Origin of the sequence: Schaalia radingae (assembly GCF_900106055.1) — a bacterium.
GTDB classification, from domain to species: Bacteria; Actinomycetota; Actinomycetes; order Actinomycetales; family Actinomycetaceae; genus Pauljensenia; species Pauljensenia radingae_A.
Map to the genome: position 1 here is coordinate 1,837,197 of NZ_LT629792.1, position 21,155 is coordinate 1,858,351.

The following is a 21,155-nucleotide window of genomic DNA, read 5'->3' on the forward strand; positions in this document are numbered from 1 at the left end:
TGCTATCTCCTTGCAGGTGTGGTGTGTTCGGGCAAGCGCTTGCCCTTCCACAAAGATTGGTTTGGTGACGTATCAGTCGCTGACGGTGATGCCCATGGAACGGGCGGTGCCGGCAATGATCTTGATCGCGGCTTCGATGTCGTTGGCGTTGAGGTCCTGCATCTTGGTCTCAGCGATCTCGCGAACCTGATCTTTGGTCAGGTTTGCCACCTTGGTGGTGTGAGGCGTCGGTGAGCCCTTGTCCACGCCAGCCGCCTTCTTGATCATCTGTGCAGCCGGAGGCGTCTTGAGAACGAACGTGAACGTACGGTCTTCATAGACGGTGATCTCAACAGGGACGATATTGCCGCGCTGAGATTCGGTTGCAGCGTTGTACGCCTTGGTGAACTCCACGATGTTCACGCCGTGCTGGCTCAGTGCCGGGCCAACTGGCGGAGCCGGAGTTGCAGCACCGGCAGGGATCTGCAGCTTGATCAGGCCGGTGACCTTCTTCTTTGGTGCCATATAAGTTACGGGTCTTTCATTGGTGATTCGAAGCGAACCGACGGTTGCCGATCCGCCTGCGCGTCCTACACGCAAATGCAGACGCACAAACAGCGATGATATCGCGTCAGATACCTTGATCCCAAGTTCTCGTGCGCGACATCACTCACTAAGCTGTGCGCAACACCTGGGCGGGCGTGTCCGCCCCTGCGCCGCGGCGACTAGTCGTCGATCTTTTGAACCTGATCGAAGTTGAGTTCCAGAGGCGTTTCGCGCTCGAAAATCGTGACCAGAACTTTCAGCTTCTGGGTCTCGGGCATGATCTCGGAGATTACGGCGTTCATCGTTTCGAACGGTCCGTCCACCACTGTGACAACTTCGCCCACCTCGTAGCTGACCTTGAGTTCCTGAACCGGAGCCGGGCCAGTCTTGTTTTCCTGAGCGGCCTCTTCCATGACGTTCGGGGTGAGCATCATGACAACCTCATCTTCAGACAGAGGCATCGGATTGTGCTGATCGCCAACGAAGCCGGTCACGGCTGGCGTTTCCTTGACAACTCGGTATGACGCGTCAGTGAAGTCCATGCACACCAGGACGTATCCGGGGATGCGCACACGACGCACACGCTTCTTCTGAGAGCCGCGGAATTCCATGACATATTCGTCGGGAACCTCAACGCGGTAGATGTAGTCCTCCATGTTCTGGCTGGTGATGCGCTGTTCAAGGTTAGCCTTGACCTTGCGCTCGTGGCCGGAATACGTGTGGATGACGTACCAGTCGCCTGGCAGAAGGCGCAGCTCGCCACGCAGAACTTCGATGGGGTCTTCGATTTCGTCAGCCGCGGATTCAGTGTCCGCATCGCCCGGCTGCTCGCTTGCTTCAGCGTCGCCAATCTCCGAGGGTGGCTGATCCTTAGCAGGCACCTCATCATGAGCGGGCGCCTCAGCTACAGCCGCATCAGCATCGGATCCACCGTGCTCGGTGGCAGCAACTGACTCAATCACAGCTGCAGTTTCTTCCTGCGCGAGGGTGGAGTCAGCTGTCTCGACGCCATCAGCTGTCTCGGCGTCATCAGCTTTCTGCGCGCCGCTGCCCTCCGATACAGATTCGGATGCAGAGACGAACTGAGGGGCAGAATCAGCGTCGACGTGCGTATCGTTTACAGCGGTAGTCTCATCCGCATCTGGTGCGTTTTCAATGTGGTCGCTCACGTGTCCTCCTTCAGAGCCAACGCGCGTGGGCTTGTCAGCAGTGGTTGACGAACCGTAGAAGAAACCCGCCTGCAGGTTCCTGCCGGCGGGTCAATCGGGTTCAGCCGAATATCAATGCGTTTAGCTTACCGAATATCAGGTCTAAAAGTCCTGTGTATGCCATCACAGCGGTGACGAAGACGATCACGACAACGAAGTACGTCCATGTTTCGTTGCGAGTCGGATACGTCACCTTCTTCATCTCAGCGATGACCTGGCTGATGAACAGGCGAATGCGGGAGAACAGTCCACGCTTTTCGCCTTCCTCATGCGTCGACTTCTCACGGCTCGGAGTCGGTGCACTCTTCGTGCGGTCACGACGCACAGGAGCGCTCGGCTTGTCCGGCACGTCGGGCAGACCGTCATTGTCGGGTCCGCCAAGTGCGCGACTGTCGCTCACAGAACCTCTCCTTGTCGTGTAGGCCGATATCTACAATGTAGCAGGGCAGGCGGGAATCGAACCCACAACCGCCGGTTTTGGAGACCGGTGCGCTACCTAATTGCGCCACTGCCCTTCACCGCTTGTCACAGGCTGACGCCCATGACCCGCCCCGCTAGTTTAGGGCGTTAACGCGCCAGTGTACAACTTCACGCCGCATGTAGAAAATCACAGATCTGTGTTTTTGGCTTCCACCGTCCGCACCAGCACCCCTGATCATAGCGCGTCCATTCCTAGGAATTTTCTTCCGCACGGCCTCCAATCGTGCAACGATAGAGACATGTCGAACCAAACTGCTCACCGCGCCTCAGCGCGTCTTCGTTCCATCACACCATCAGCGACTTTAGCCGTGGATGCCAAGGCGAAAGCTCTCAAGGCTCAGGGCGTCCCCGTCATTGGTTTCGGCGCCGGCGAACCTGACTTTCCGACCCCCAACCAGATCGTCGAAGCAGCCGCCAAAGCCTGCCACGATCCTCGGATGCATCGTTACAGCCCAGCCTCAGGTCTGCCGGAATTGCGCGAGGCAATCGCAGCCAAGACGCTGCGCGACTCGGGCTACGAGGTCGACCCCAGCCAGATTCTGGTCACCAACGGCGGCAAGCAGGCCGTGTTCGAGGCGTTCGCAGCTGTCCTCGATCCCGGTGATGAAGTTCTCCTGCCAACCCCCTACTGGACGACATACCCCGAGGCCATCAAACTTGCCGGAGGCACCACGGTTCCCGTTTTTGCCGGTGCTGACCAGGATTACAAAGTCACCGTTGACCAGCTCGAAGAGGCGCGCACCGATAAGACTGTCGCATTGCTGCACTGTTCCCCCTCGAACCCGACTGGCGCGGTGTACACACCCGAAGAAACTCGCCAAATCGGCCAGTGGGCACTGGAGCACGGTATCTGGGTCATCACTGATGAGATCTACGAGCACCTGCTGTACGACGGCGCCCAGACTGCTCACGTTGTCAAGCTGGTTCCCGAACTGGCTGACCAGACCCTCGTCCTTAACGGCGTCGCAAAGACATACGCGATGACCGGCTGGCGTGTGGGCTGGATGGTTGGCCCACAGGACATGGTCAAGGCGGCCACATCTTTCCAGTCTCACTTAACCTCCAACGTCAACAACGTTGCCCAGTGGGCTGCCAAAACCGCGCTCGAGGGTGGCCTGGAGGACGTGGAGCGTATGCGCCAGGCGTTTGACCGCCGCCGACGCACGATGATCGACATGCTCAGTGAAATCGAAGGATTGACCGTACCCACACCGAAGGGCGCCTTCTACGCGTACCCATCGGTGGAGGGACTCTTGAACACCTCCATTCGCGGCACCACGTGCACCACGTCCGCTGAACTCGCCGACTTCATCTTGAAGGAAGCTGAGGTCGCGGTAGTGCCGGGTGAGGCCTTTGGCCCCAGCGGCTTTATTCGCCTGTCGTACGCGCTTTCCGACGATGATCTGGCAGAAGGCGTTGGCCGTATTCAAAAGCTCCTGGCTGACCGCGACTAAGACTCACTTTCTGCCTGGGCGAGGCTGATCGCTGGTTCAGCATCGGCGAGCGTTGTTTCTGCTTCAGCATCGGCGAATTCCATCTCGGTTGCAGCATGCCCGCACCTGACCATTTGCTGTTGCGGTCGCACCACCAATTCTGCCCTTTTGGCGCTGATAAGCGCTCATCAGCGCCTTTTAACAGGCACAATAGTGGTATGCAGTTGTTCACCCATCACACATCCGATCCCCAGCCTCACGGCACCGTCTTGATCTGCCACGGATACGCCGAGCATCAAGGCCGCTACAGGCGCCTCGTCGATTCTCTCAATCACGATGGCTACGACGCAGTGACATTCGATCTGAGCGGACACGGAAGTGCAGATGGTCCACGTGCTCAAGTCGATGTCGGCCGTCTCATTACAGAGCACCGCGCAGCGCGCGCAGACGCCCTCGCCAATTCGCGCACGTCGCAGCTATTTGTGTTGGGTCATTCCATGGGCGGCATTATCACCGCTGCATCTGTCCTCATCGATCCGGATCATGTTGCCGGCATGGTGCTGACCGGTCCGGCATTTCGTCCCGCCGCGCCGATCACTGCCAAGGTAGCTCGCTCCATGCTGACACTGGCTCGCGTCGCCCCCGGATTGCCCACAGCGAAGCTTGATGCGGGCGGCGTCTCGCGCGACCCTGACGTGGTGGACGACTACGAAAACGATCCGCTCAATTTCCATGGACCCGTCCCGCTGATCACTGCACTGACGATGTGCGTTCAGGGCGACCACACGATCGCACGAGCCGATTCACTCAGCGTGCCCACCCTGGTCATCCACGGCTCACATGACCATCTTGCTCGCCCGAGTGGGTCAGAGGAATTCGTGCGCAATGCTCGACTGTCACTGGCATGGGGCACGCACACCCCCGACGCGCACCTACGCGTCATCGACGGCGCATACCACGAAGTACTGAACGAGCCTGAAGGTCCCGGCCTGATGCGGGATATCGCCTTGTGGATGGACGCGCGCCGGCCGGCTGCCGATAATGGTGCTGATGCCTGAACATTCTCACAGCATGCCCCCGCCGATGCCGCTGCGTCCGATTGCTTCACCCAGTCCCAGTGACCAGCCCATATTGACGAAGGCGGCGCCCACGCCCCCCGGCCGGCGGCCCCTGGCCACATTGCCCAAGGCACAGCTGCATCTGCACTTCACCGGCGCGATGCGACCGCGCACTCTGGTCGAACTCGCTGTGGAAAAAGGCGTCCGACTGCCGCCTCATTTGCTGGACATGGATCCGCTCACGGTCCCGGCAGATGCGCGCGGATGGTTCCGCTTCCAGCGCGCCTACGATGCAGCCCGCGTGTTAGTTCGCACCGAGGATGTTATGCGCCGCCTCGTGCGTGAGGCTGCCGAGGATGACGCGGCGGAAGGCTCTGTGCATCTGGAAATGCAGGTTGATCCCACGTCGTATGCACCGTGGGTTGGCGGCATCACTCCCGCCCTCGAAATCATTCTGGACGAGGCGCGCGCATCCAGCGAAGCAACTGGTGTGGATGTCAGCATCGTGGTCGCTGCCTCGCGTATCCGCCACCCCTTAGATGCACGCACCCTCGCCCGCCTGGCATCTCAGTACGCTGGCAGGGAGCCGGGCACCGTCGTGGGATTCGGTCTGTCCAACGACGAGCGGGTGGGCTCAACCGCGCAGTTCGGTGCTGCCTTCAACATTGCGCGTGACGCTGGTCTTGCGTCGGTTCCGCATGGAGGCGAGCTGCTGGGACCCTCATCGGTGCGTGAAGTCCTGGCAGCGCTCTCCCCGACCCGGCTGGGACACGGTGTCAGGAGCACGGAGGATCCGGACCTGCTCAAGCGCCTGGTCGATGACGGCATTGCGTTGGAAGTATGTCCCACGTCTAACGTGCACCTCGGGGTGTATCCAGACATTGCGCACGTCCCTTTGCCTGACTTGATGGCGGCCGGCGCCACAATCGCCTTGAGCGCCGACGACCCGTTGCTGTTCCACTCGCGCCTGTTGGCTCAATACGAGGCTGCTCGAGATGTTTTCGGTCTGAGCGACGAGCAGCTTGCGGAACTGGCCCGTCAGTCGATCCGCGCCTCCCTGGTGTCATTTGACCGCAGGCGCATCTGGAACGCGCAGATTGATCGGTGGTTGGCCAATGAGCCGTGAGATGAACGAACACGAGAATGCTGCTGAATCGGTTCGGCAGTGGCCGCTGTGGCACTGGTTCGCCCCTGCGGAGACGTTGCGCCAAGAGGTACCTTCGTGGGTCACGATACCGCCAATTCCGCAGCGCCTGGCCGTCGCTGCCAACGATTTAGTGGGCGCTGCGCGCCGTCGCCTCCAGCTCATGACATCTGTCGTATGCGACACGCTTTCGGCGGCCGGTGATTCGTCCGGCAGTCAGAACGGTTCGGATGATTCGGCAGCCTCACCATCGGCCGGCCCGCAGTCACCCTCGCCGATAACCGTAACAAGTAGCGCGCTCGCCCAGCCTGCCACAGACGCGGGTACGTCCACTCAGCCTGCCGCGAGCGCACACACACCTGCGACGCTCGCCGCGAGCACAGCAACACCTGACTGCGCGGCGCGGCCAGTCGCCATCGGGATTCCCGGCATCTGGGAGTCGCGCCACTATCTCGACCCGTGGGCGCGCGCGCTGGCCGACGCCGGGTGGGACGCACGAATCCTGGAAGGCGTGCGCGCTATGCGCCGCCCGATTGACACGATTGCTCAGATGGCCGAGCGCTACCTTGCGCGAGAAAACCTCACTCATGTGCTGCTCTATTCGCATTCCAAAGGCGGACTGGTGGCCAAAGCGATCATGGCCGGTCCCGAGGGATGGCGTATTCGGCACCTCATCACCTTTGCGACGCCCTTCGATGGAGCACCGATCGCACGCCTGTTGCCGATCCCGAGTTTGCGTGAACTCTCCCCCGGCTCCCCCGCCATTCGCCCCCTGGCCTCACGCACTGACCTGAACGCACGGATCACTCAGATTGAGGCGACGTGGGATGAGAACGTCCCTCCCACTACGCTTCCAGGCGCGCATCGCCGGGTCATTTTGCCCATCTACGGTCACGGTCAGATGCTTGAATCGCGCGGAGCAGCACGAACATTGGTCCAGCTGGCTGAGCCGTACCGCTGTTAAATTTGCTCTCCCAGGACAACGGGTTCTGGCACAAGCGTCACGCCAAAACTTCCCTTCACCCCTGCGCGCACCGCCCGCGCCAGATCACGGATATCCTGTGCGCAGGCTCCTCCTCGGTTAGTCAGCGCCAGGACGTGCTTAGTGGACAGTGAAGCGCGCGCCGAACTGTGGCCACCGCACGGTTCACACTCGTCAGACAGCGCAAACCCTTTTCCAAAACCCGCACGGTCGATCAGCCACGCTGCCGATGTCTTGACCAGGCCCCGCCCAGCGTCAAATCGCGGAGCCTCAGGTGGCAACAGCCGCTCCGCCTCATCGGCATCAAGAATCGGGTTCGTGAAGAACGATCCGGCCGACCACGTGTCATGGTCCCCCTCGTCAATCACCATGCCCTTGGAGGCACGCAGGCGCAGGACCTCGCTGCGTACGCGATTCGTCTCGACCTGCTGTCCAATTGGAACGTCCAATGCGCGCGCGAGCTGGGAATACGCGACGGGTGCAGACATGTGTGAGCGTGTGAGCTGCAGCGTGACATCTAGGACGACCCAGCGCCCGGTAGGCCCCCACTGCGAGCCGTCCATGCGAGGTGTCAGACGCGACTGCTTCAGAATGGATGAACGATAGCCGAGCTCAAGGTCATCGTGGGTCAACTCGACGCGGCGCTGCTCAAGGCGATCCCACGCGCCTATGTGGAGCAGTGTGTGGGCAACTTCGCCGCCGTACGCTCCGATGTTCTGCACAGGTGCCGCCCCAACCGTTCCGGGGATTCCTGACAGTGCTTCCAGGCCCGACAGCCCCCGCTTCACACTCTCATTGACGAGGGCGTCCCACGCCACGCCAGATGCAGCCGTCACGATGACAGGTGAGCTCTGCGGCGCGGATGGCTCCGAGGGGGTCCAGGTGACATCTGTTTCAAGGCTTGCGCGAGCGTCACGAATCACCGTTCCATCAAACGGTGCATCGTCAGCCAGGATGTTCGATCCGCCGCCCAAAATCAGGAGGCGGTCAGGGCTGTGTTCATCGTCGGCGCGGCGCACCGCATCAATGAAGGCGTCTTCAGTGGAAGGCTCAACGAGGGTGGCCACCGGACCGCCGACACGAAAGGTCGTCATGTCAGACAGGCGGGGGGCATGCGTACGGGCGCGCGGGCGCCTATGCTCCTCGGCGTTGATCGATGGTCGGTTCTTCCCCTGTTCGCTCACGTAGGACATCCTAGCTGTCTGACTCAGGGCGCAGGTAGCGTGTCAGCCACGCACCAACCGCAACCGGAACAATCAGACACGTCAGAGCACGGTGGTACCCGATATGCGAGGCGAGCAAGCCGAGCACAGGCGGACCGATCAGGAATGCGCCGTAATTGATGGTGGACAGCACCGACAGGCGCGCAGCTGTCATCGACGGGTCGTGGGACAGGGCAGAAGCACCGGTGGGATACACCAGGGCGGCGCCGAATGCCCACAACACCACGCCAATCATCGCAATACCCCACACGGGTGCGAAACCGACCAGGATCAGTCCGGGACATGCGGCGATCAGCATGCCACGCAATAAAACATCAGGTGGCCAGTGCCGACGCAGCCACGCCGCGCTGAGCCTGACGATCACCACCGTGGCGAGGAAACCGGACAGTACCGCAGAGCCTTGCGCCGCCGTCATGTCGTATCCATCAACCATCGCCAGTGCAAGCCAATTATTTGCTGACCCCTCCAGCAATCCCGAGGACAACACCATCAGGCCGATCAACAGCGTGCGTTTTTCGCCCCACGCCTTTCGCGTACGGGCCGTTGATCCGCCGCTTCCAAATATCCGGCGACGCTTGGGAGCGCCGTCGCTCACAGATTGGGCGAGCACATCGTCCTCGGTGAGCAGGAACGCGGTTGCGACTGCGACGCAGGTCAGGCCAAAGACGATCACTCCCAGCAGATGATGGGTGACATGGACGGCCGCCCTCGCCATTGCGGCGCCTGAAAGGGCGCCGGTGACCGTGCCGATCGAGAACATCGCGTGGAATCGGTCCAGGACTGGGTGGCCGAGGGCGACTTCGATTAGTCCGCCTGCAGTGTTAATTGTTGACCCTGTCAACGACATCCCCATCGACACGAAGATGAGGCTCAGTGACAACAAATCGAGCGACCCCACGTGGATAGATGCCACCACGCAGCCCATACCCACAGCCCACAGCACACCCGCGAGGCGGCCGCTCATACGCGGCCCAATCGCCCCGACTACCGGGCCTGAGGAGGGAAGCGCCACCAGTGACCCGATAGAGCCGATGAGGAGCATTGCGCCGATCTGAGTCGGGCTGAGGTTCAGAGAATCACGCACTGCCGGCAAGCGAGACACCCACGAGGAACTGGCAAAGCCCATGAAAAAGAACATAGCGGCGTCAGCAATGACGGCACGACGTATCCGCGATTGGGGCAGATCTCTGCGTGACAGGCTCATGACAGCCTTCCCTGTGGCCATATTGTGCCGATCGAATAAGTGCCGTGCGTGGCTATCTAGTGCGCCGGGGCGGCGGAAACGCAGCGTGCATAAACCCCCGGGCTGTTGAACAGCTCCGGGGGCATGACAGTTGCGAGGCGTCGCTGGAACGTCACCGAGTTTCGCGGTGCGTCGTCGACTTGCGGCAACGCGGGCAATACTTGGCCAGCTCGAGGCGGTCAGGCGTATTGCGACGATTCTTCCTGGTGATGTAGTTACGTTCCTTGCACTCCGAGCACGCCAGAGTGATCTTGGGGCGAACGTCCTGAGACTTGCTTGCCACGATCTTTCCTTCACTTGAGGTTCTGAGATTATCGCCGGAGACCGGGAGGTCACGGTAGCGGGGGCGGGACTCGAACCCGCGACCTCACGATTATGAGTCGTGCGCTCTAACCAGCTGAGCTACCCCGCCGTGGTAGGTCGCGACTGCGAGGCCGCAAACCAGAGCCCCGAAAGGGAATCGAACCCTTGACCTTCTCCTTACCATGGAGACGCTCTGCCGACTGAGCTATCGGGGCAACGAGAGAAACTCTAGCCTGACACTCATGCTCGAAGCAATCTCCAGGCTTGAGAGCATCCTCACGTCGCAGAACTGAGCACCTCGAGAGCGAAGCACTTGTGGCATTCAGTCCAGTGGCGGGGGAGGGATTCGAACCCCCGAAGCATTCCGCGGCTGATTTACAGTCAGCTCCCTTTGGCCGCTCGGGCACCCCGCCATTGACACCAATCATCGGTGCCGTGAAAGAATAACAAAAATACAAGCGTGAGCGCCAATCGGATCACCGGTTTTGACCCGCTCAAATGCGAGATATCGAGCACACTCATAGCCAGACGCTGATAGGAAGGGATTCCCATGTCTGATTCATCATTCGACATTGTCTCCAAACTCGACCGCCAGGAAGTGGATAACGCTGTCAATCAGGCGGCGAGGGAGGTGTCCCAACGCTACGACTTCCGTAACGTGGACGCATCGATCGAGCTGTCGGGCGATACCGTGGTGATGGAAGCGAACTCCCCCGAACGCGTGATAGCCATTGTGGACGTGCTGCGCTCCAAGCTCACCAAACGCAAGGTTTCACTTAAGGCACTGGATCTGAAGGATCGTGAGCCTCAGCCGTCCGGGAAAATCTATCGAATGGTCGTTCCCCTGCGCGAAGGTATCAGCCAGGACAATGCCAGGAAGATTACGAAGCTGATTCGCGACGAAGGCCCGAAGGGCGTGAAGGCACAGATCCAGGGAGATGAGGTTCGCGTTTCGTCAAAGTCGCGCGATTCCCTGCAGGAAGTCATCGCACTGCTCAGAGGTGAAGCGGGCCAGAAGATCGACTGCGCGTTGCAGTTCGTGAACTATCGGTAGGATCACCGCCGTCAGATAGCGGCCTTCACCCCCTCTGCCTTGTCCCCAACTGTCGATCTGGAGGCAGTGCGGGCGTCCTCGCCCATATCTGAAGCACCCCACTCTCCTGTCCCCAACTGTCAACCTGGAGGCAGCTTCACCTATGCGAGCACTGATTGCTTCCCTCACTGCAAGGTAAAACTGCAGGAAAATAGGGATTTCCCACGTATCAGCCTGACAAGGCTGGCAGGGAAGGTGCAGCCTGGCGTCTTCTGATCGACAGTTGGGAAAATCAGAGAGTGCGTGCGCAGGGAGCTCGCATTCGCGTCCTAATCGACAGATGGGAAAATGAGAGAGGAGCCGATGTTCGGCCTAATAGCCGGCCAGTTCCTCCAAGCGGCGGATCCGCTCTTCCATCGGCGGGTGCGTGGACATGAGCGAGCGCACCGATTCCCCACTGAACGGATTCGCAATCATCATCTGGGCTGCTCCCTGGTGCTCCGGTGTACGCTCAAGTGGCACGCGGCTGGTGCCCACCTCAAGCTTCTTCAACGCCGACGCTAAAGCAAGGGGATCGTGCGACAAAATCGCGCCGTCGTGATCCGCCTCGTACTCACGCGTGCGTGAAATCGCCAGCTGGATGAGCATGCCGATCAGCGGCGCAACAATCGCGGCGACCAGTGACAGTATCAGTCCGGCCGCTCCCCCACCGTCACGGTTACGACGGCTGTAGCCTCCCATCCACAGCAGAGAGCGCCCAGCGATTGCCATGATGCCCGCCAGGGACGAGGCGATCGCAGTAATCAGAATGTCACGGTTGTACACATGAGACAGTTCATGCCCGATTACACCGCGCAGCTCACGCTCATTGAGCAGATCGAGGATACCGGCGGTCACGCACACCGCAGCATTTTTCGGATTACGTCCCGTTGCAAACGCGTTAGGCGCCATCGTCGGCGCAATCCACAGTGTCGGCATTGGCTGATCGGCCTGCCGGCTCAGATCCTCGACAATGCGGTAAACCTCCGGATACAGACTTTGATCCATAGGCTCGGCATTCATCTGGCGCAGCGCCAAGGACGCCGAGTTCCAGTAGGTGAAGAACGTACCGATCAGCGATACGCCGCCCATCACCCACAGCCACACCATCGACCCGGTTGTATGCGCCAAAATCGCACCAATACCGAGGAGCACCGCCCACAGGACGGCAAACAGAAGGATTGTGCGCACTGTGTTGGACGCGACACGCGAACGCGATTTCATATCTCTAGTGTCTCATTTGCCGCGCGGACCGGTGTAGTGATCACCAAATCGCTCAATAGCCGTGGGCACGCCCATCTCACCGGGCTGACCAATCAGGTCCTCATCGTCGTGCGAATGCTCTTCACCGCGAGAAATCGCCGTCATCGCATTGCGGGAGACAACCTTGATGCGCTCACGGATGCCGCGACCACCAGAAAGCTCACCATACCGTGAGCCCAGTTCGCGTTCGTACGCATCCAGCAGCTCCCAGCCTTCCCATGTCGTGTAGGCGACGCCACGCTCGTCAAGCAGTTTGATCATCGCATCGTGCCCCACCGCTTCACTGGTGGCATGCAGAGCGCCAGCCTCGGCATCTTCAACCAGGTGCGCAATGGTTTGCTGTGCGTCCGACTTGGTGGAGCCAATCAGGCCCACGGGGCCACGCTTCACCCATCCGGTCGCGTACACGCCTGAAACAATTTCCGTTGACCCCGGCTCGGTGACAACGCGTCCCTCGTTATTCGGGATCACGCCACGAACCTCGTCAAACGGCACGCCGGGGATGGGCGACGAAAAGTATCCGACGGCCCGGTACACGGCCTGCACCGGCCAGTCAGTCATCACTCCGGTGCCGCGCACGCTGCCGTCACCGACCAGTTCAGTGCGTTCGGTGCGCAGTGCGCGCACGTTACCTTTGCTGTCCGCCAGAATCTCCGAAGGTGACTGGAACAGGTGGATATGGATACGGCGAGAAGCGTGGCGCTCGTCTGGATCCACCGAGGCGTAGTTCGTCAGTGTCTTGACGACCTGGCGCTGCTGGTTGGATGAGCGCATCGTCTGTTCGGAGCCTTCATCAAAATCAAAGTCTTCCTCATCGACAATCACGTCAACGTCGGGCACTTTGCCCAGTTCACGCAGCTCGAGTGGCGTGAACTTGACCTGCGCGGGACCTCGGCGGCCAAAAACATGTACATCGGTGATGGGATTGTCTTCGAGAATTTTCGCCACGTTGTCCGGCACTTCAGTCACCATCAGGTCATGCACATGCTTAGAGAGGATGCGGGACACATCCAGCGCCACATTGCCCACACCGATGACGGCAACCTCGCGCGCGTCAAGCGGCCAGGTGCGCGGGTAGTCCGGATGCCCGTCGTACCACGAGACAAAGTCGGCTGCACCATATGACTGCGGCAGGTCGACACCTGGGATGTTTAGCGGAGCATCACGGTCAGCTCCGGTTGCCAAGATGACGGCGTCGTAGTGTTCGCGCAGATCGTCGATCGTCACGTCGCGACCGATCTCCACGTTGCCGAGCAGGCGGATGTCGCCTCGCTGCAGGATCTTGTAGAGGGCAACGATGATTTGTTTGATGCGCGGATGATCAGGAGCCACGCCGTAGCGAACGAGTCCGTAGGGAGCAGGCAGGCGTTCGAACAGGTCGATATTCACATCGAGATCTGATTTCGACAAGATGTCCGAAGCATAAATACCAGCCGGGCCGGCCCCGACAACGGCAACGTTCGTTGCTGTCACAGTCATTCGTCCCTTCTCAGGCTCACCACGCACGAATGAGCGTGGCTCGAGCCGCGTTTTCGATACAACACACCATCCTAGCGCGCTTCACAGGAACGGCACTATGGCGCCGCCCACGCACGATCAGGACAAGCGGTTGACCATAAGATGAGCGAAAGCAGTCAGCGCCTGTTTGGGTTCAGAATCGTCGAGGGCGTCCAGCACTGCCACTGCATCGTCGCACCACTTTTCAGCTAGGTCGCGAGTCTCCTGCAGCACTTGGTGATGGCGCAGCTTGTCAACAACGTCAGCCAGGACGCCATCGGAACTCAGATCCCCGTCGATTGCGTCCAGGATTTCCTGACCTGCCGCATCGTCACCGTTGTGTGCCACGTGGCGGCGCAACAGCAAGACGGGCAGTGTATCCACGCCTTCACGCAGGTCAGTTCCCGGGGTCTTCCCTGAGGTCTCACCTGTGGAGGCAAGATCCAGAACATCATCAGCGATCTGGAAAGCGACGCCGACCTTCTCACCGTAGGTGGCAACAAGGTCAGCGACCTCTCTGCCGGCTCCGCCGTGGAAGGCTCCAAAGAAAGCTGATGCTGAAAGGAGCGATCCTGTCTTGTCTGCCAAAACCTGCAGATAGAACTCGACCGGGTCGGCGTCTTCGGGTGGTCCGAAGGTTTCGTTGAGCTGCCCCATGCACAGACGCTCAAAGGTGTCTGAGTGATGCGCCACCGATTCAGGTCCCAGGGAAGCTATCAGGCGTGATGCCCTGGCAAAGAGCACATCGCCAGCGAGGATGGCGCGGTTGTTACCCCACATGTGCTGTGCGGAGGTAACCCCGCGCCGAGTGGGTGCGCTGTCCATGACGTCGTCGTGATAGAGCGATGCCAGGTGCGTCAGCTCCATTGCGGTTGCTGCGCTGATGACACGCTCGCTCGTTGCGCGCTCGGGGTCACCGAGCTGCGCACACACAAGCGTCAAAGCCGGGCGGATCCGTTTGCCTCCCGCCACGCTCAGATGACGTGTGAGTTCTTCGACCAGGTCACGCCCGCCTCGAACTGCGTCGTTCAGCAGCTCCTCCACGCTTTCCAGCGCAGGAGTGATACGCGCTTCGAGAGCAGGGACGTCAAGGTCAAGTACGGAATAAGAATTCACAGCTGTCACGGCAAGAAGATAGCGACATTTGAGAGCATTGACAAGACGGGCCCAGGAACGATGCCCAGCAGGATCGTCCCAAGCGCGCACACAGCAATAGCGATCGCAGTGAGGCCTTCGCTCTTAATGACCACGGTGTTCTCACTTGGTTCCGTGAAGAACATCAGGCGAACAACACGGAAGTAGTAGAACGCTGTTGCCACGGAGCACAGCAGGCCGATCGCAACCAACCATCCGAGTTGGCCAGCGAAGGCATCTGAAAATACAACGAACTTTCCAATGAAGCCGCTGGTCAATGGAATGCCGGCGAATGACATCAGGAACACCAGGACGCTGCCTGCCAGCAGCGGGCTGCGTTTGCCCAGTCCGGCCCAGCGATCCAAAGCCGTTGCCTCTCCGCCTACCTCCAGCGAATCACCAGAGCGGGTGCCGGAGCGAACCAGCGTAACTGCAGCGAAGGAGCCGATGGTGGCCAGTGCGTATGCCAGGACGTAGAACAGGACGTGGCCTGCCGATCCCTTGACCAGGGACATGACCGCCAGCAGGATGAAGCCCGCATGCGCGATTGACGAGTACGCCAGCATGCGTTTGATGTCTGTTTGGACCAGACCTGCGACGGTGCCAACCACCATCGTCAGGACAGCGATAATACTCATCGGGATCAGCAGATCCCATGTGAAGTGTCCGGCGAGGACCTGGTAGAAACGCAGGATCGCGGCAAAGGCAGCCATTTTCACTGCAGCTGCCATGAAACCGGTGATCGGGCTGGGTGCGCCGGTGTAAACGTCAGGCGTCCATGCGTGGAACGGGGCAGCACCAACCTTGAAGAGCAGGCCCACCAGCACCATGACGATGCCGGCCAGCAGCAGCCAGTCCATCTCGCCCGTGCTCTGGGTCATGACCTTGTACACTCCGGAGAACTTCAGTCCACCTGAGTACCCGTACAGCAGTGCCATGCCCATCAGGAAGAAGGCCGAGGCGAATGCGCCGAGGATGAAGTACTTCAGCGCGGCTTCCTGTGACAGTTGGCGGCGACGGCGCGCTGTTGCACACAGGATGTACAGCGGTAGCGACATCACCTCGAGTGCCACGAACAGCATGATCATTGAGTCCGCTGCAGGGAACACCATCATGCCACCCAGCGAGAACAGGACGAGGGCAAACATTTCCGAACGTTGGTAGCGCTTCTTTTCTGTCAGCTCCTCATCGACGGAACCGGGACGGTCCGAGGGCTGTCCAGCGAAGGCTCCATCACGAATCTGCGTACGATCCGCGATGACGAGCAACGCCAGGAAGGTGATGACGGCAAGAATCAGTTGCGCACCCACTGTCAGCGGGTCCTCAATGTATTCATCGAAACCCTGCGGCGTGTCAGCTACGACAACCCAGCGCCATGAGAGCACGACGATAGCTGCAGCGGTCACGACGAGGGAGACCCCAATTCCCAGCGGGCGACGAAGGCGTGCGGGGGCAAATGATTCAACCAGGACTGCCAGTACTGCTCCACCGAGCACAATCAGCACTGGTGTCAGGCTCGCCCACGGAACACTGGTCGTAGTTGTAGCGACGTTCATGGGAATCACTTGGAGCTCCCTTCAGTTGACGTATCGGCAGGTGCGTCAGAGGTTTGCCCATCTGTCTGCGCTGGCGCACTCGCCGCGCTTCCTGCGTTCAAGACCTGGTCTGATACCGGGGTCAGTGCTCCGACAATCGGAGCAGACCACAAGCCGATGACTGCCATCGCGATGATCAGCGGCGTCACGACGGCCTTTTCGCGACCGTTCATGTCAGTGAGGTGGCGCATTGGTTCGTTTGGCGGGCCGGTGAAGACCTTCTGATACGGCAGCAGCACGTACAGGGCGGCGATGATGACACCCAGCACAGCGAACAGCGCGATCGGAACTGACACGGAGAAGGACCCCATCAGCACCATGTATTCAGGGACGAACCCTGACAAGCCAGGCAGGGCGATTGAAGCCAAACCGGACACCAACCACGTGCCGGCGATCACCGGAGTCACACGCTGCATTCCGCGGTATGCAGGAATCTCGCGTGTCCCGCCTCGGCGGGTCAGGAAGCCGGAGATCAGGAACATGGCGGCGATCGAGACACCGTGAGCGACCATGTAGATCATCGCGCCGGTCAACGCCAGCTGCGAGCCGATGAAGATGCCCAGCACCATGAAGCCGAAGTGTGACACCGAGGTGTAGGACACCAGTCGCATAATGTCGTTTTGTCCGATGGCGGCCAGACCGCCCCACAGGATTGAGACGATGGCGGCAACGCACATGGCGACGGCGCACTTGGCCGCTGCCTGCGGGAAAAGGCTCACGCACAGCGTGATCATTCCGAATGTGCCGATCTTGTCGAGCACGCCGACCAGCAGGACGGATGTACCTGGGCGGGCAACTGCCGCCGTGTCAGGCAGCCATGTGTGGACCGGAACCATCGGCGCCTTGATGATGAAGGCGACCATGAAGGCCCAGAAGATCCCCATTGCCCACGAGGACGGCAGCATCGGGGTGAATTGAGAGAGAGTGTCCAGGCGGAAGAACGTCTCGGACTTTTGCGGGACAACTGCCCACAGTGCCACCAGACCGCCCAACATGGCCAGGCCACCGGCAAGCGAGTACAGCAGGAACTTGATGGCAGCCTTGCGGCGTGCCACGGCCTCGCCCACTCCGTAGGTGCCGATCATAAAGAACAGCGGCACCAGCATCGCTTCAAATGCGATGTAGAAGACGATTACGTCGAAGGCTGCGAAGATCACGACCATGAACATTTCAAGGACGAGGATCAGCGCGCTATAGGCGCCCTCACGCGACTCACGTTCGTCAGCGTCAGCGTCGCGCGCGTCGCCCTCGTGCGTGGAACCGGCGAGGCGAGCAGGCGCAGCAAGCAGAACGAGCGGCACCAGTGCGACGGCCAGCAAGATCATCACAAGGCCGAGGGCATTTACGCCGAGCGCCCATGACACGCCCATCTGCGGGATCCACGAATATGATTCACCGAGCTGGTGTGTGGCAGGTGTGGTCCAGTCGAATTGCGTGGCAACGATGATACCGAGCACCAATTCGATGAGCGAGGCGCCCAACGCCACAAGGCGTCCGCGCGCACGCAACCCCGGGATGAGGCCGACCAGTGCGCCGGCCACGAGCGGCCAGGCAACCATGATCGTCAGCCACGGGATTGAACTGGACTGGATGAGATCAGTAGTAGTCATTGATTCTCCTCCTCACCCTCACAGCCTGAAGCCGAGGACGATTGCCAAGACGACAAGAACGCCGCCAAGGATGTAAGACGCATAGGTTCGCACCAAACCGTTCTGTGTGATGGCGACGAGGCGACCCGCACCAACGGTGAGCCAGCTCAAGCCGCCCACTGCACCGTCGACCACCTTTCGATCGCCCTCTGTTGCCACGGTGACCAACGCCTGTCCGGGCATCATGAAGAGTTTCTCGTTGATGTGGTCCTGGTACAGATCCTGGCGTGCAGCCTGCGTGAGCGCGTTGCCTGCCGGGACGCCAATCGGGACCGGCTTCTTCACGTACATGAACCACGCAACGGCGACGCCGATCACGACAAGCAGCAGGGTGGCGACCTGGATCAGCCACACCGGCAGGACCGGCTCAACGTGAGGGGTCTCCCCCACTGCGGGAACCAGCCATGAGGTGAATGCTCCGCCGATGCTGAGCAGTCCACCGATGAGTACCGAGCAAACCGCCAGAATGATCATCGGGATGGTCATCAGAGGGGACGACTCGTGCGGGTGGACTTCCTGCTCGGGTGTCGAATCTGTCCAGCGTGCTTCTCCGTGGAAGATCATGAAGAACAGGCGCGACATGTAGAACGCGGTGATTCCGGCACCGAACATGGTGACCAGGCCGAATACCCACGGAGCCCAGGGTGTTGACATTCCGGAGAACGAGGACGCTGCAAATGCCGCCTCGATGAGCTTGTCCTTTGAGAAGAATCCGGAGAATGGCGGCACGCCGAGGATGGCGAGCCAGCCGCATGCGAACGTAATCCAGGTGACTTTCATCGCGGTGCGCAGGGCACCGAAGCGACGCATGTTGACCTGATCGTTCATGCCGTGCATGACGGAGCCTGCTCCCAAGAACATCAATGCCTTGAAGAAACCGTGCGTGAACAGGTGGAAGATGGCGAACGCCCAGCCGATGGGGCCAAGGCCCGCACCCAGAAGCATGTAGCCGATCTGCGACATCGTTGATGCTGCCAGCACCTTCTTCATGTCGTCCTTGGCCGAACCGACGATCGCGCCGAACAGCAACGTGATCGCACCGATGATCGCCACTGTCAGTGATGCGGCAGGGGCTGCCAGGAAGATCGCGCCGGAGCGGACAATCAGGTACACACCTGCGGTCACCATCGTGGCCGCGTGGATCAGCGCGGACACCGGCGTCGGGCCGGCCATTGCGTCACCGAGCCATGCCTGCAGTGGGAACTGCGCGGACTTACCACAGGCAGCGACCAGCAGGAAGATACCGATGAGTGTCGCCTGTGCAGTGGACAGTCCCGCAGCTGCAGTGCTGACGTCATTCATGGAGACGGAGCCGACATAGGCAACCATCCCCATCATGGCGATCAGCATGCCCATGTCACCGACACGGTTCATGACAAACGCCTTCTTCGCGGCGGTCGCATTGTCGGGCACCTGGTTCCAGAAGCCGATCAGCAGGTATGAGGCAAGGCCTACGCCTTCCCATCCCATGAAGAGCACTGCGTAAGAATTCGCGATGACCAGTGTCAGCATGGAGGCGATGAAGAAGTTCAAGTAGGCAAAGAAGCGGCGGCGATCCCGGTCGTGTTCCATGTAGGCGATGGCGTATACGTGGATGAGCGAGCCCACGAAGGTCACGAGCATCACGAAGGTCATCGACAGCGGGTCGATCAGGGTTCCAAAGTTGATGGACAGGTCGCCGGCCGGAATCCACGAGAACAGATCGATGGACAGTCGTCGCTCACCTGCTGGAAGTCCAAGCATCTGCACCAGGATAACGACGCCGACAACGAATGACGCCCACGCGGCGATCACACCGAGGATGTGGCCCCATTTGTCTGCGCGCCGCCCAAGGACGAGCAACAGGATTGCGGACGCCAGTGGGATCGCGACCATAAGCCACGCAAGTGCTGCCGGCCCTGTTGCGGCCGTCAAAGCGGGGAGGGTAGTGGTCATTGAAATGGTCCTCCCTTAGTTCTTTAGCAGGTTGTTGTCGTCCACGCCGGTTGTCGCGCGTGCACGGAAGATGGATACGATGATGGCCAGTCCGACGACCACTTCAGCTGCGGCGACAACCATGACAAAGAACGCCATGATCTGTCCGGCAACATCTGCGTGGATACGTGCGAAGGTCACGAGGGCGAGGTTCGCGGAGTTCAGCATGAGCTCCACACCCATCAGTGAGATCACCGCGGAACGCCTCACGAGGACTACGACCGCTCCGATGGAGAAGATCACGCCCGCGAGGATCAGGTACCATGCCATACTCATTTGGCAGCTCCTTCACCAGGTGTGTGCGGCTGAGCATTGTTATTGCTTCCGCCCTGCGTAGGGCCGGCGTTCGCGCCCGGTCCCTGTACATGATCAGTATTGGCTTGTCCGGCATCCGGTGCGGTCTGCACCTCGCCCATGCCCTTCGGATCAGCTTCGTTGGCCGAGGTCTCGGCCTGCGCGTTGCGGTCAGCCGCGGACGCTTCAGGCTGGTTGAGGCCGGTGGGCGCGGAAGGCCCCGGCATGCCCCAGGCTCCGGATCGAGGAACCGACACGTTTTTTCCTGCCTTGAATGGTGAATCGTCCAGCAACCCGGCGCGCGTCAGCTGCAAAGACTCTGCAATGTCAGGGGCAACCTGGTTCAGTGAACGGCCCAATCCTCGCACGCGGAAGACACGCGGCACGGAATCTTCCACCGGGGCGAGTGTGTCGCCGCCGATTGCCGGAACGTCCGTTGCGTTCGAATGAGCGAACACGCCAGGCGCCGGAAGCTGTCCAATGTGACGGCCGCTTTCCTTGAAGGCCTTCATCTTGGCTTCAGCCGTAGTGCGCTGGTTGAACGAGGGTCCCAGGCGGTCCGTGTGAGTCAGCAGCATCGCGCCGATCGCGGCAGTGATGAGCAGAGTGCCCGCTAGTTCCATTGACATCCAGTGGTCTGCGAACAGTGAGGATGCCAGCGAGGTGACCGGCTCATTGGAGTACGGGTCAACGCTCGAGGCTTTGCTCGCGGACAACACTGTTTTCGCGCCGATACCGGCAAAAATGGCGATCATGCCGAGCCCGCCGATGCATGCGGCAGTGATTGCACCGCGTGACTGGAATTGGTATCCGTCGGTGGCTCCCAGGCCGATCATCATGATGACGAACAAGAACAGCATCATGATGGCGCCGGTGTAGACGACGACTTGGACAGCACCCAAGAACGGTGCTCCCAGAGCGATGAACAATACTGCCAGTCCAATCATCACCGCGACCATACAGATCGCGGAGTACGCAGCTTTCTTGAAGAAGAGCACACCGAGGGCGCCCAGCACCATGACGACGGCGACGCAACTGAAAAGGATCGCCTCGCCTGTGCTGCCCATCAGTGGCCATG

18 protein-coding genes, 4 tRNA genes and 1 pseudogene are annotated in these 21,155 nt (G+C 60.4%); 5 read left to right on the top strand and 18 right to left on the bottom strand.

The window, feature by feature from the left end; genetic code table 11:
* Positions 1–72: 72 nt before the first annotated feature.
* From rplK to BLT69_RS08085, 4 genes are all read right to left on the bottom strand, one after another.
* Positions 73–504 carry a 50S ribosomal protein L11 gene (gene rplK / locus BLT69_RS08070; RefSeq protein WP_058237182.1) on the bottom strand — a complete coding sequence of 144 codons (432 nt, stop codon included), beginning with the start codon at positions 502–504 and terminating at the stop codon, positions 73–75.
* A gap of 200 nt (positions 505–704) precedes the next feature.
* Positions 705–1,694 (bottom strand): transcription termination/antitermination protein NusG, encoded by a 990-nt coding sequence (gene nusG, locus BLT69_RS08075; protein ID WP_307876267.1) that lies wholly within the window; start codon positions 1,692–1,694, stop codon positions 705–707.
* A 100-nt stretch (positions 1,695–1,794) separates the two neighbouring features.
* Positions 1,795–2,091: a preprotein translocase subunit SecE gene (gene secE / locus BLT69_RS08080; protein WP_058237861.1), complete on the bottom strand. Its 297-nt coding sequence runs from the start codon at positions 2,089–2,091 to the stop codon at positions 1,795–1,797.
* A gap of 83 nt (positions 2,092–2,174) precedes the next feature.
* Positions 2,175–2,248 (bottom strand) — tRNA-Trp (locus BLT69_RS08085).
* Between the two features lie 204 nt (positions 2,249–2,452).
* On the opposite strand from BLT69_RS08085, the gene BLT69_RS08090 reads away from it, so the two are divergent.
* The 4 genes from BLT69_RS08090 to BLT69_RS08105 all read left to right on the top strand — a co-directional run bounded on the left by BLT69_RS08090 (position 2,453) and on the right by BLT69_RS08105 (position 6,812).
* Positions 2,453–3,667 carry a pyridoxal phosphate-dependent aminotransferase gene (locus tag BLT69_RS08090; RefSeq protein ID WP_092648790.1) on the top strand — a complete coding sequence of 405 codons (1,215 nt, stop codon included), beginning with the start codon at positions 2,453–2,455 and terminating at the stop codon, positions 3,665–3,667.
* A gap of 197 nt (positions 3,668–3,864) precedes the next feature.
* On the top strand, positions 3,865–4,704 hold the full coding sequence (locus tag BLT69_RS08095; RefSeq protein ID WP_058237184.1) for an alpha/beta hydrolase: 840 nt from the start codon (positions 3,865–3,867) through the stop codon (positions 4,702–4,704).
* Between the two features lie 25 nt (positions 4,705–4,729).
* Entirely contained in the window at positions 4,730–5,830 is a 1,101-nt protein-coding gene (locus BLT69_RS08100; protein ID WP_092649136.1) for an adenosine deaminase, read from the top strand.
* A 1-nt stretch (position 5,831) separates the two neighbouring features.
* On the top strand, positions 5,832–6,812 hold the full coding sequence (locus tag BLT69_RS08105) for an esterase/lipase family protein (RefSeq protein ID WP_058237185.1): 981 nt from the start codon (positions 5,832–5,834) through the stop codon (positions 6,810–6,812).
* On the opposite strand, the gene BLT69_RS08110 is transcribed toward BLT69_RS08105, so the two are convergent.
* From BLT69_RS08110 to BLT69_RS08135, 6 genes are all read right to left on the bottom strand, one after another.
* Positions 6,809–8,023 carry a UDP-N-acetylmuramate dehydrogenase gene (locus tag BLT69_RS08110; protein WP_092648791.1) on the bottom strand — a complete coding sequence of 405 codons (1,215 nt, stop codon included), beginning with the start codon at positions 8,021–8,023 and terminating at the stop codon, positions 6,809–6,811. The genes BLT69_RS08105 and BLT69_RS08110 overlap by 4 nt on opposite strands.
* A gap of 1 nt (position 8,024) precedes the next feature.
* Positions 8,025–9,257: an MFS transporter gene (locus BLT69_RS08115; RefSeq protein ID WP_157886386.1), complete on the bottom strand. Its 1,233-nt coding sequence runs from the start codon at positions 9,255–9,257 to the stop codon at positions 8,025–8,027.
* Positions 9,258–9,408: 151 nt separating this feature from the next.
* On the bottom strand, positions 9,409–9,579 hold the full coding sequence (rpmG, locus tag BLT69_RS08120) for a 50S ribosomal protein L33 (RefSeq protein WP_074026201.1): 171 nt from the start codon (positions 9,577–9,579) through the stop codon (positions 9,409–9,411).
* Positions 9,580–9,634: 55 nt separating this feature from the next.
* A tRNA-Met gene (locus tag BLT69_RS08125) sits at positions 9,635–9,708 on the bottom strand.
* Between the two features lie 33 nt (positions 9,709–9,741).
* A tRNA-Thr gene (locus BLT69_RS08130) sits at positions 9,742–9,814 on the bottom strand.
* 116 nt (positions 9,815–9,930) lie between these two features.
* Positions 9,931–10,012: transfer RNA gene (locus BLT69_RS08135), tRNA-Tyr, on the bottom strand.
* Between the two features lie 137 nt (positions 10,013–10,149).
* Here BLT69_RS08135 and BLT69_RS08140 point away from each other — a divergent pair.
* Positions 10,150–10,653, top strand: a complete 504-nt coding sequence (locus BLT69_RS08140) for a YajQ family cyclic di-GMP-binding protein (RefSeq protein ID WP_092648793.1) — start codon at positions 10,150–10,152, stop codon at positions 10,651–10,653.
* A 351-nt stretch (positions 10,654–11,004) separates the two neighbouring features.
* On the opposite strand, the gene BLT69_RS08145 is transcribed toward BLT69_RS08140, so the two are convergent.
* The 8 genes and pseudogenes from BLT69_RS08145 to BLT69_RS08180 all read right to left on the bottom strand — a co-directional run.
* The gene (locus tag BLT69_RS08145; RefSeq protein ID WP_070725378.1) at positions 11,005–11,895 is read right to left on the bottom strand and encodes a M48 family metalloprotease; all 891 of its coding nucleotides are present in this window, start codon (positions 11,893–11,895) and stop codon (positions 11,005–11,007) included.
* 12 nt (positions 11,896–11,907) lie between these two features.
* Positions 11,908–13,407 (bottom strand): FAD-dependent oxidoreductase, encoded by a 1,500-nt coding sequence (locus tag BLT69_RS08150; protein WP_092649137.1) that lies wholly within the window; start codon positions 13,405–13,407, stop codon positions 11,908–11,910.
* Positions 13,408–13,530: 123 nt separating this feature from the next.
* On the bottom strand, positions 13,531–14,556 hold the full coding sequence (locus BLT69_RS08155) for a polyprenyl synthetase family protein (protein ID WP_257590299.1): 1,026 nt from the start codon (positions 14,554–14,556) through the stop codon (positions 13,531–13,533).
* On the bottom strand, positions 14,553–16,121 hold the full coding sequence (gene nuoN / locus BLT69_RS08160; RefSeq protein WP_092649139.1) for an NADH-quinone oxidoreductase subunit NuoN: 1,569 nt from the start codon (positions 16,119–16,121) through the stop codon (positions 14,553–14,555). The genes BLT69_RS08155 and nuoN overlap by 4 nt, the downstream gene beginning before the upstream one ends.
* A 5-nt stretch (positions 16,122–16,126) precedes the next feature.
* Positions 16,127–17,770, bottom strand: coding sequence for a complex I subunit 4 family protein (locus BLT69_RS08165; protein WP_070725374.1), 1,644 nt, complete (start codon positions 17,768–17,770; stop codon positions 16,127–16,129).
* An 18-nt stretch (positions 17,771–17,788) separates the two neighbouring features.
* On the bottom strand, positions 17,789–19,744 hold the full coding sequence (nuoL, locus tag BLT69_RS08170; RefSeq protein ID WP_092648794.1) for an NADH-quinone oxidoreductase subunit L: 1,956 nt from the start codon (positions 19,742–19,744) through the stop codon (positions 17,789–17,791).
* Positions 19,745–19,759: 15 nt separating this feature from the next.
* A complete protein-coding gene (gene nuoK / locus BLT69_RS08175) occupies positions 19,760–20,059 on the bottom strand; it encodes an NADH-quinone oxidoreductase subunit NuoK (protein ID WP_058237190.1) in 300 nt (99 codons plus the stop codon).
* A 191-nt stretch (positions 20,060–20,250) separates the two neighbouring features.
* A pseudogene (locus BLT69_RS08180) lies at positions 20,251–21,144 on the bottom strand (NADH-quinone oxidoreductase subunit J); the annotation flags it as partial.
* Positions 21,145–21,155: the final 11 nt, after the last annotated feature.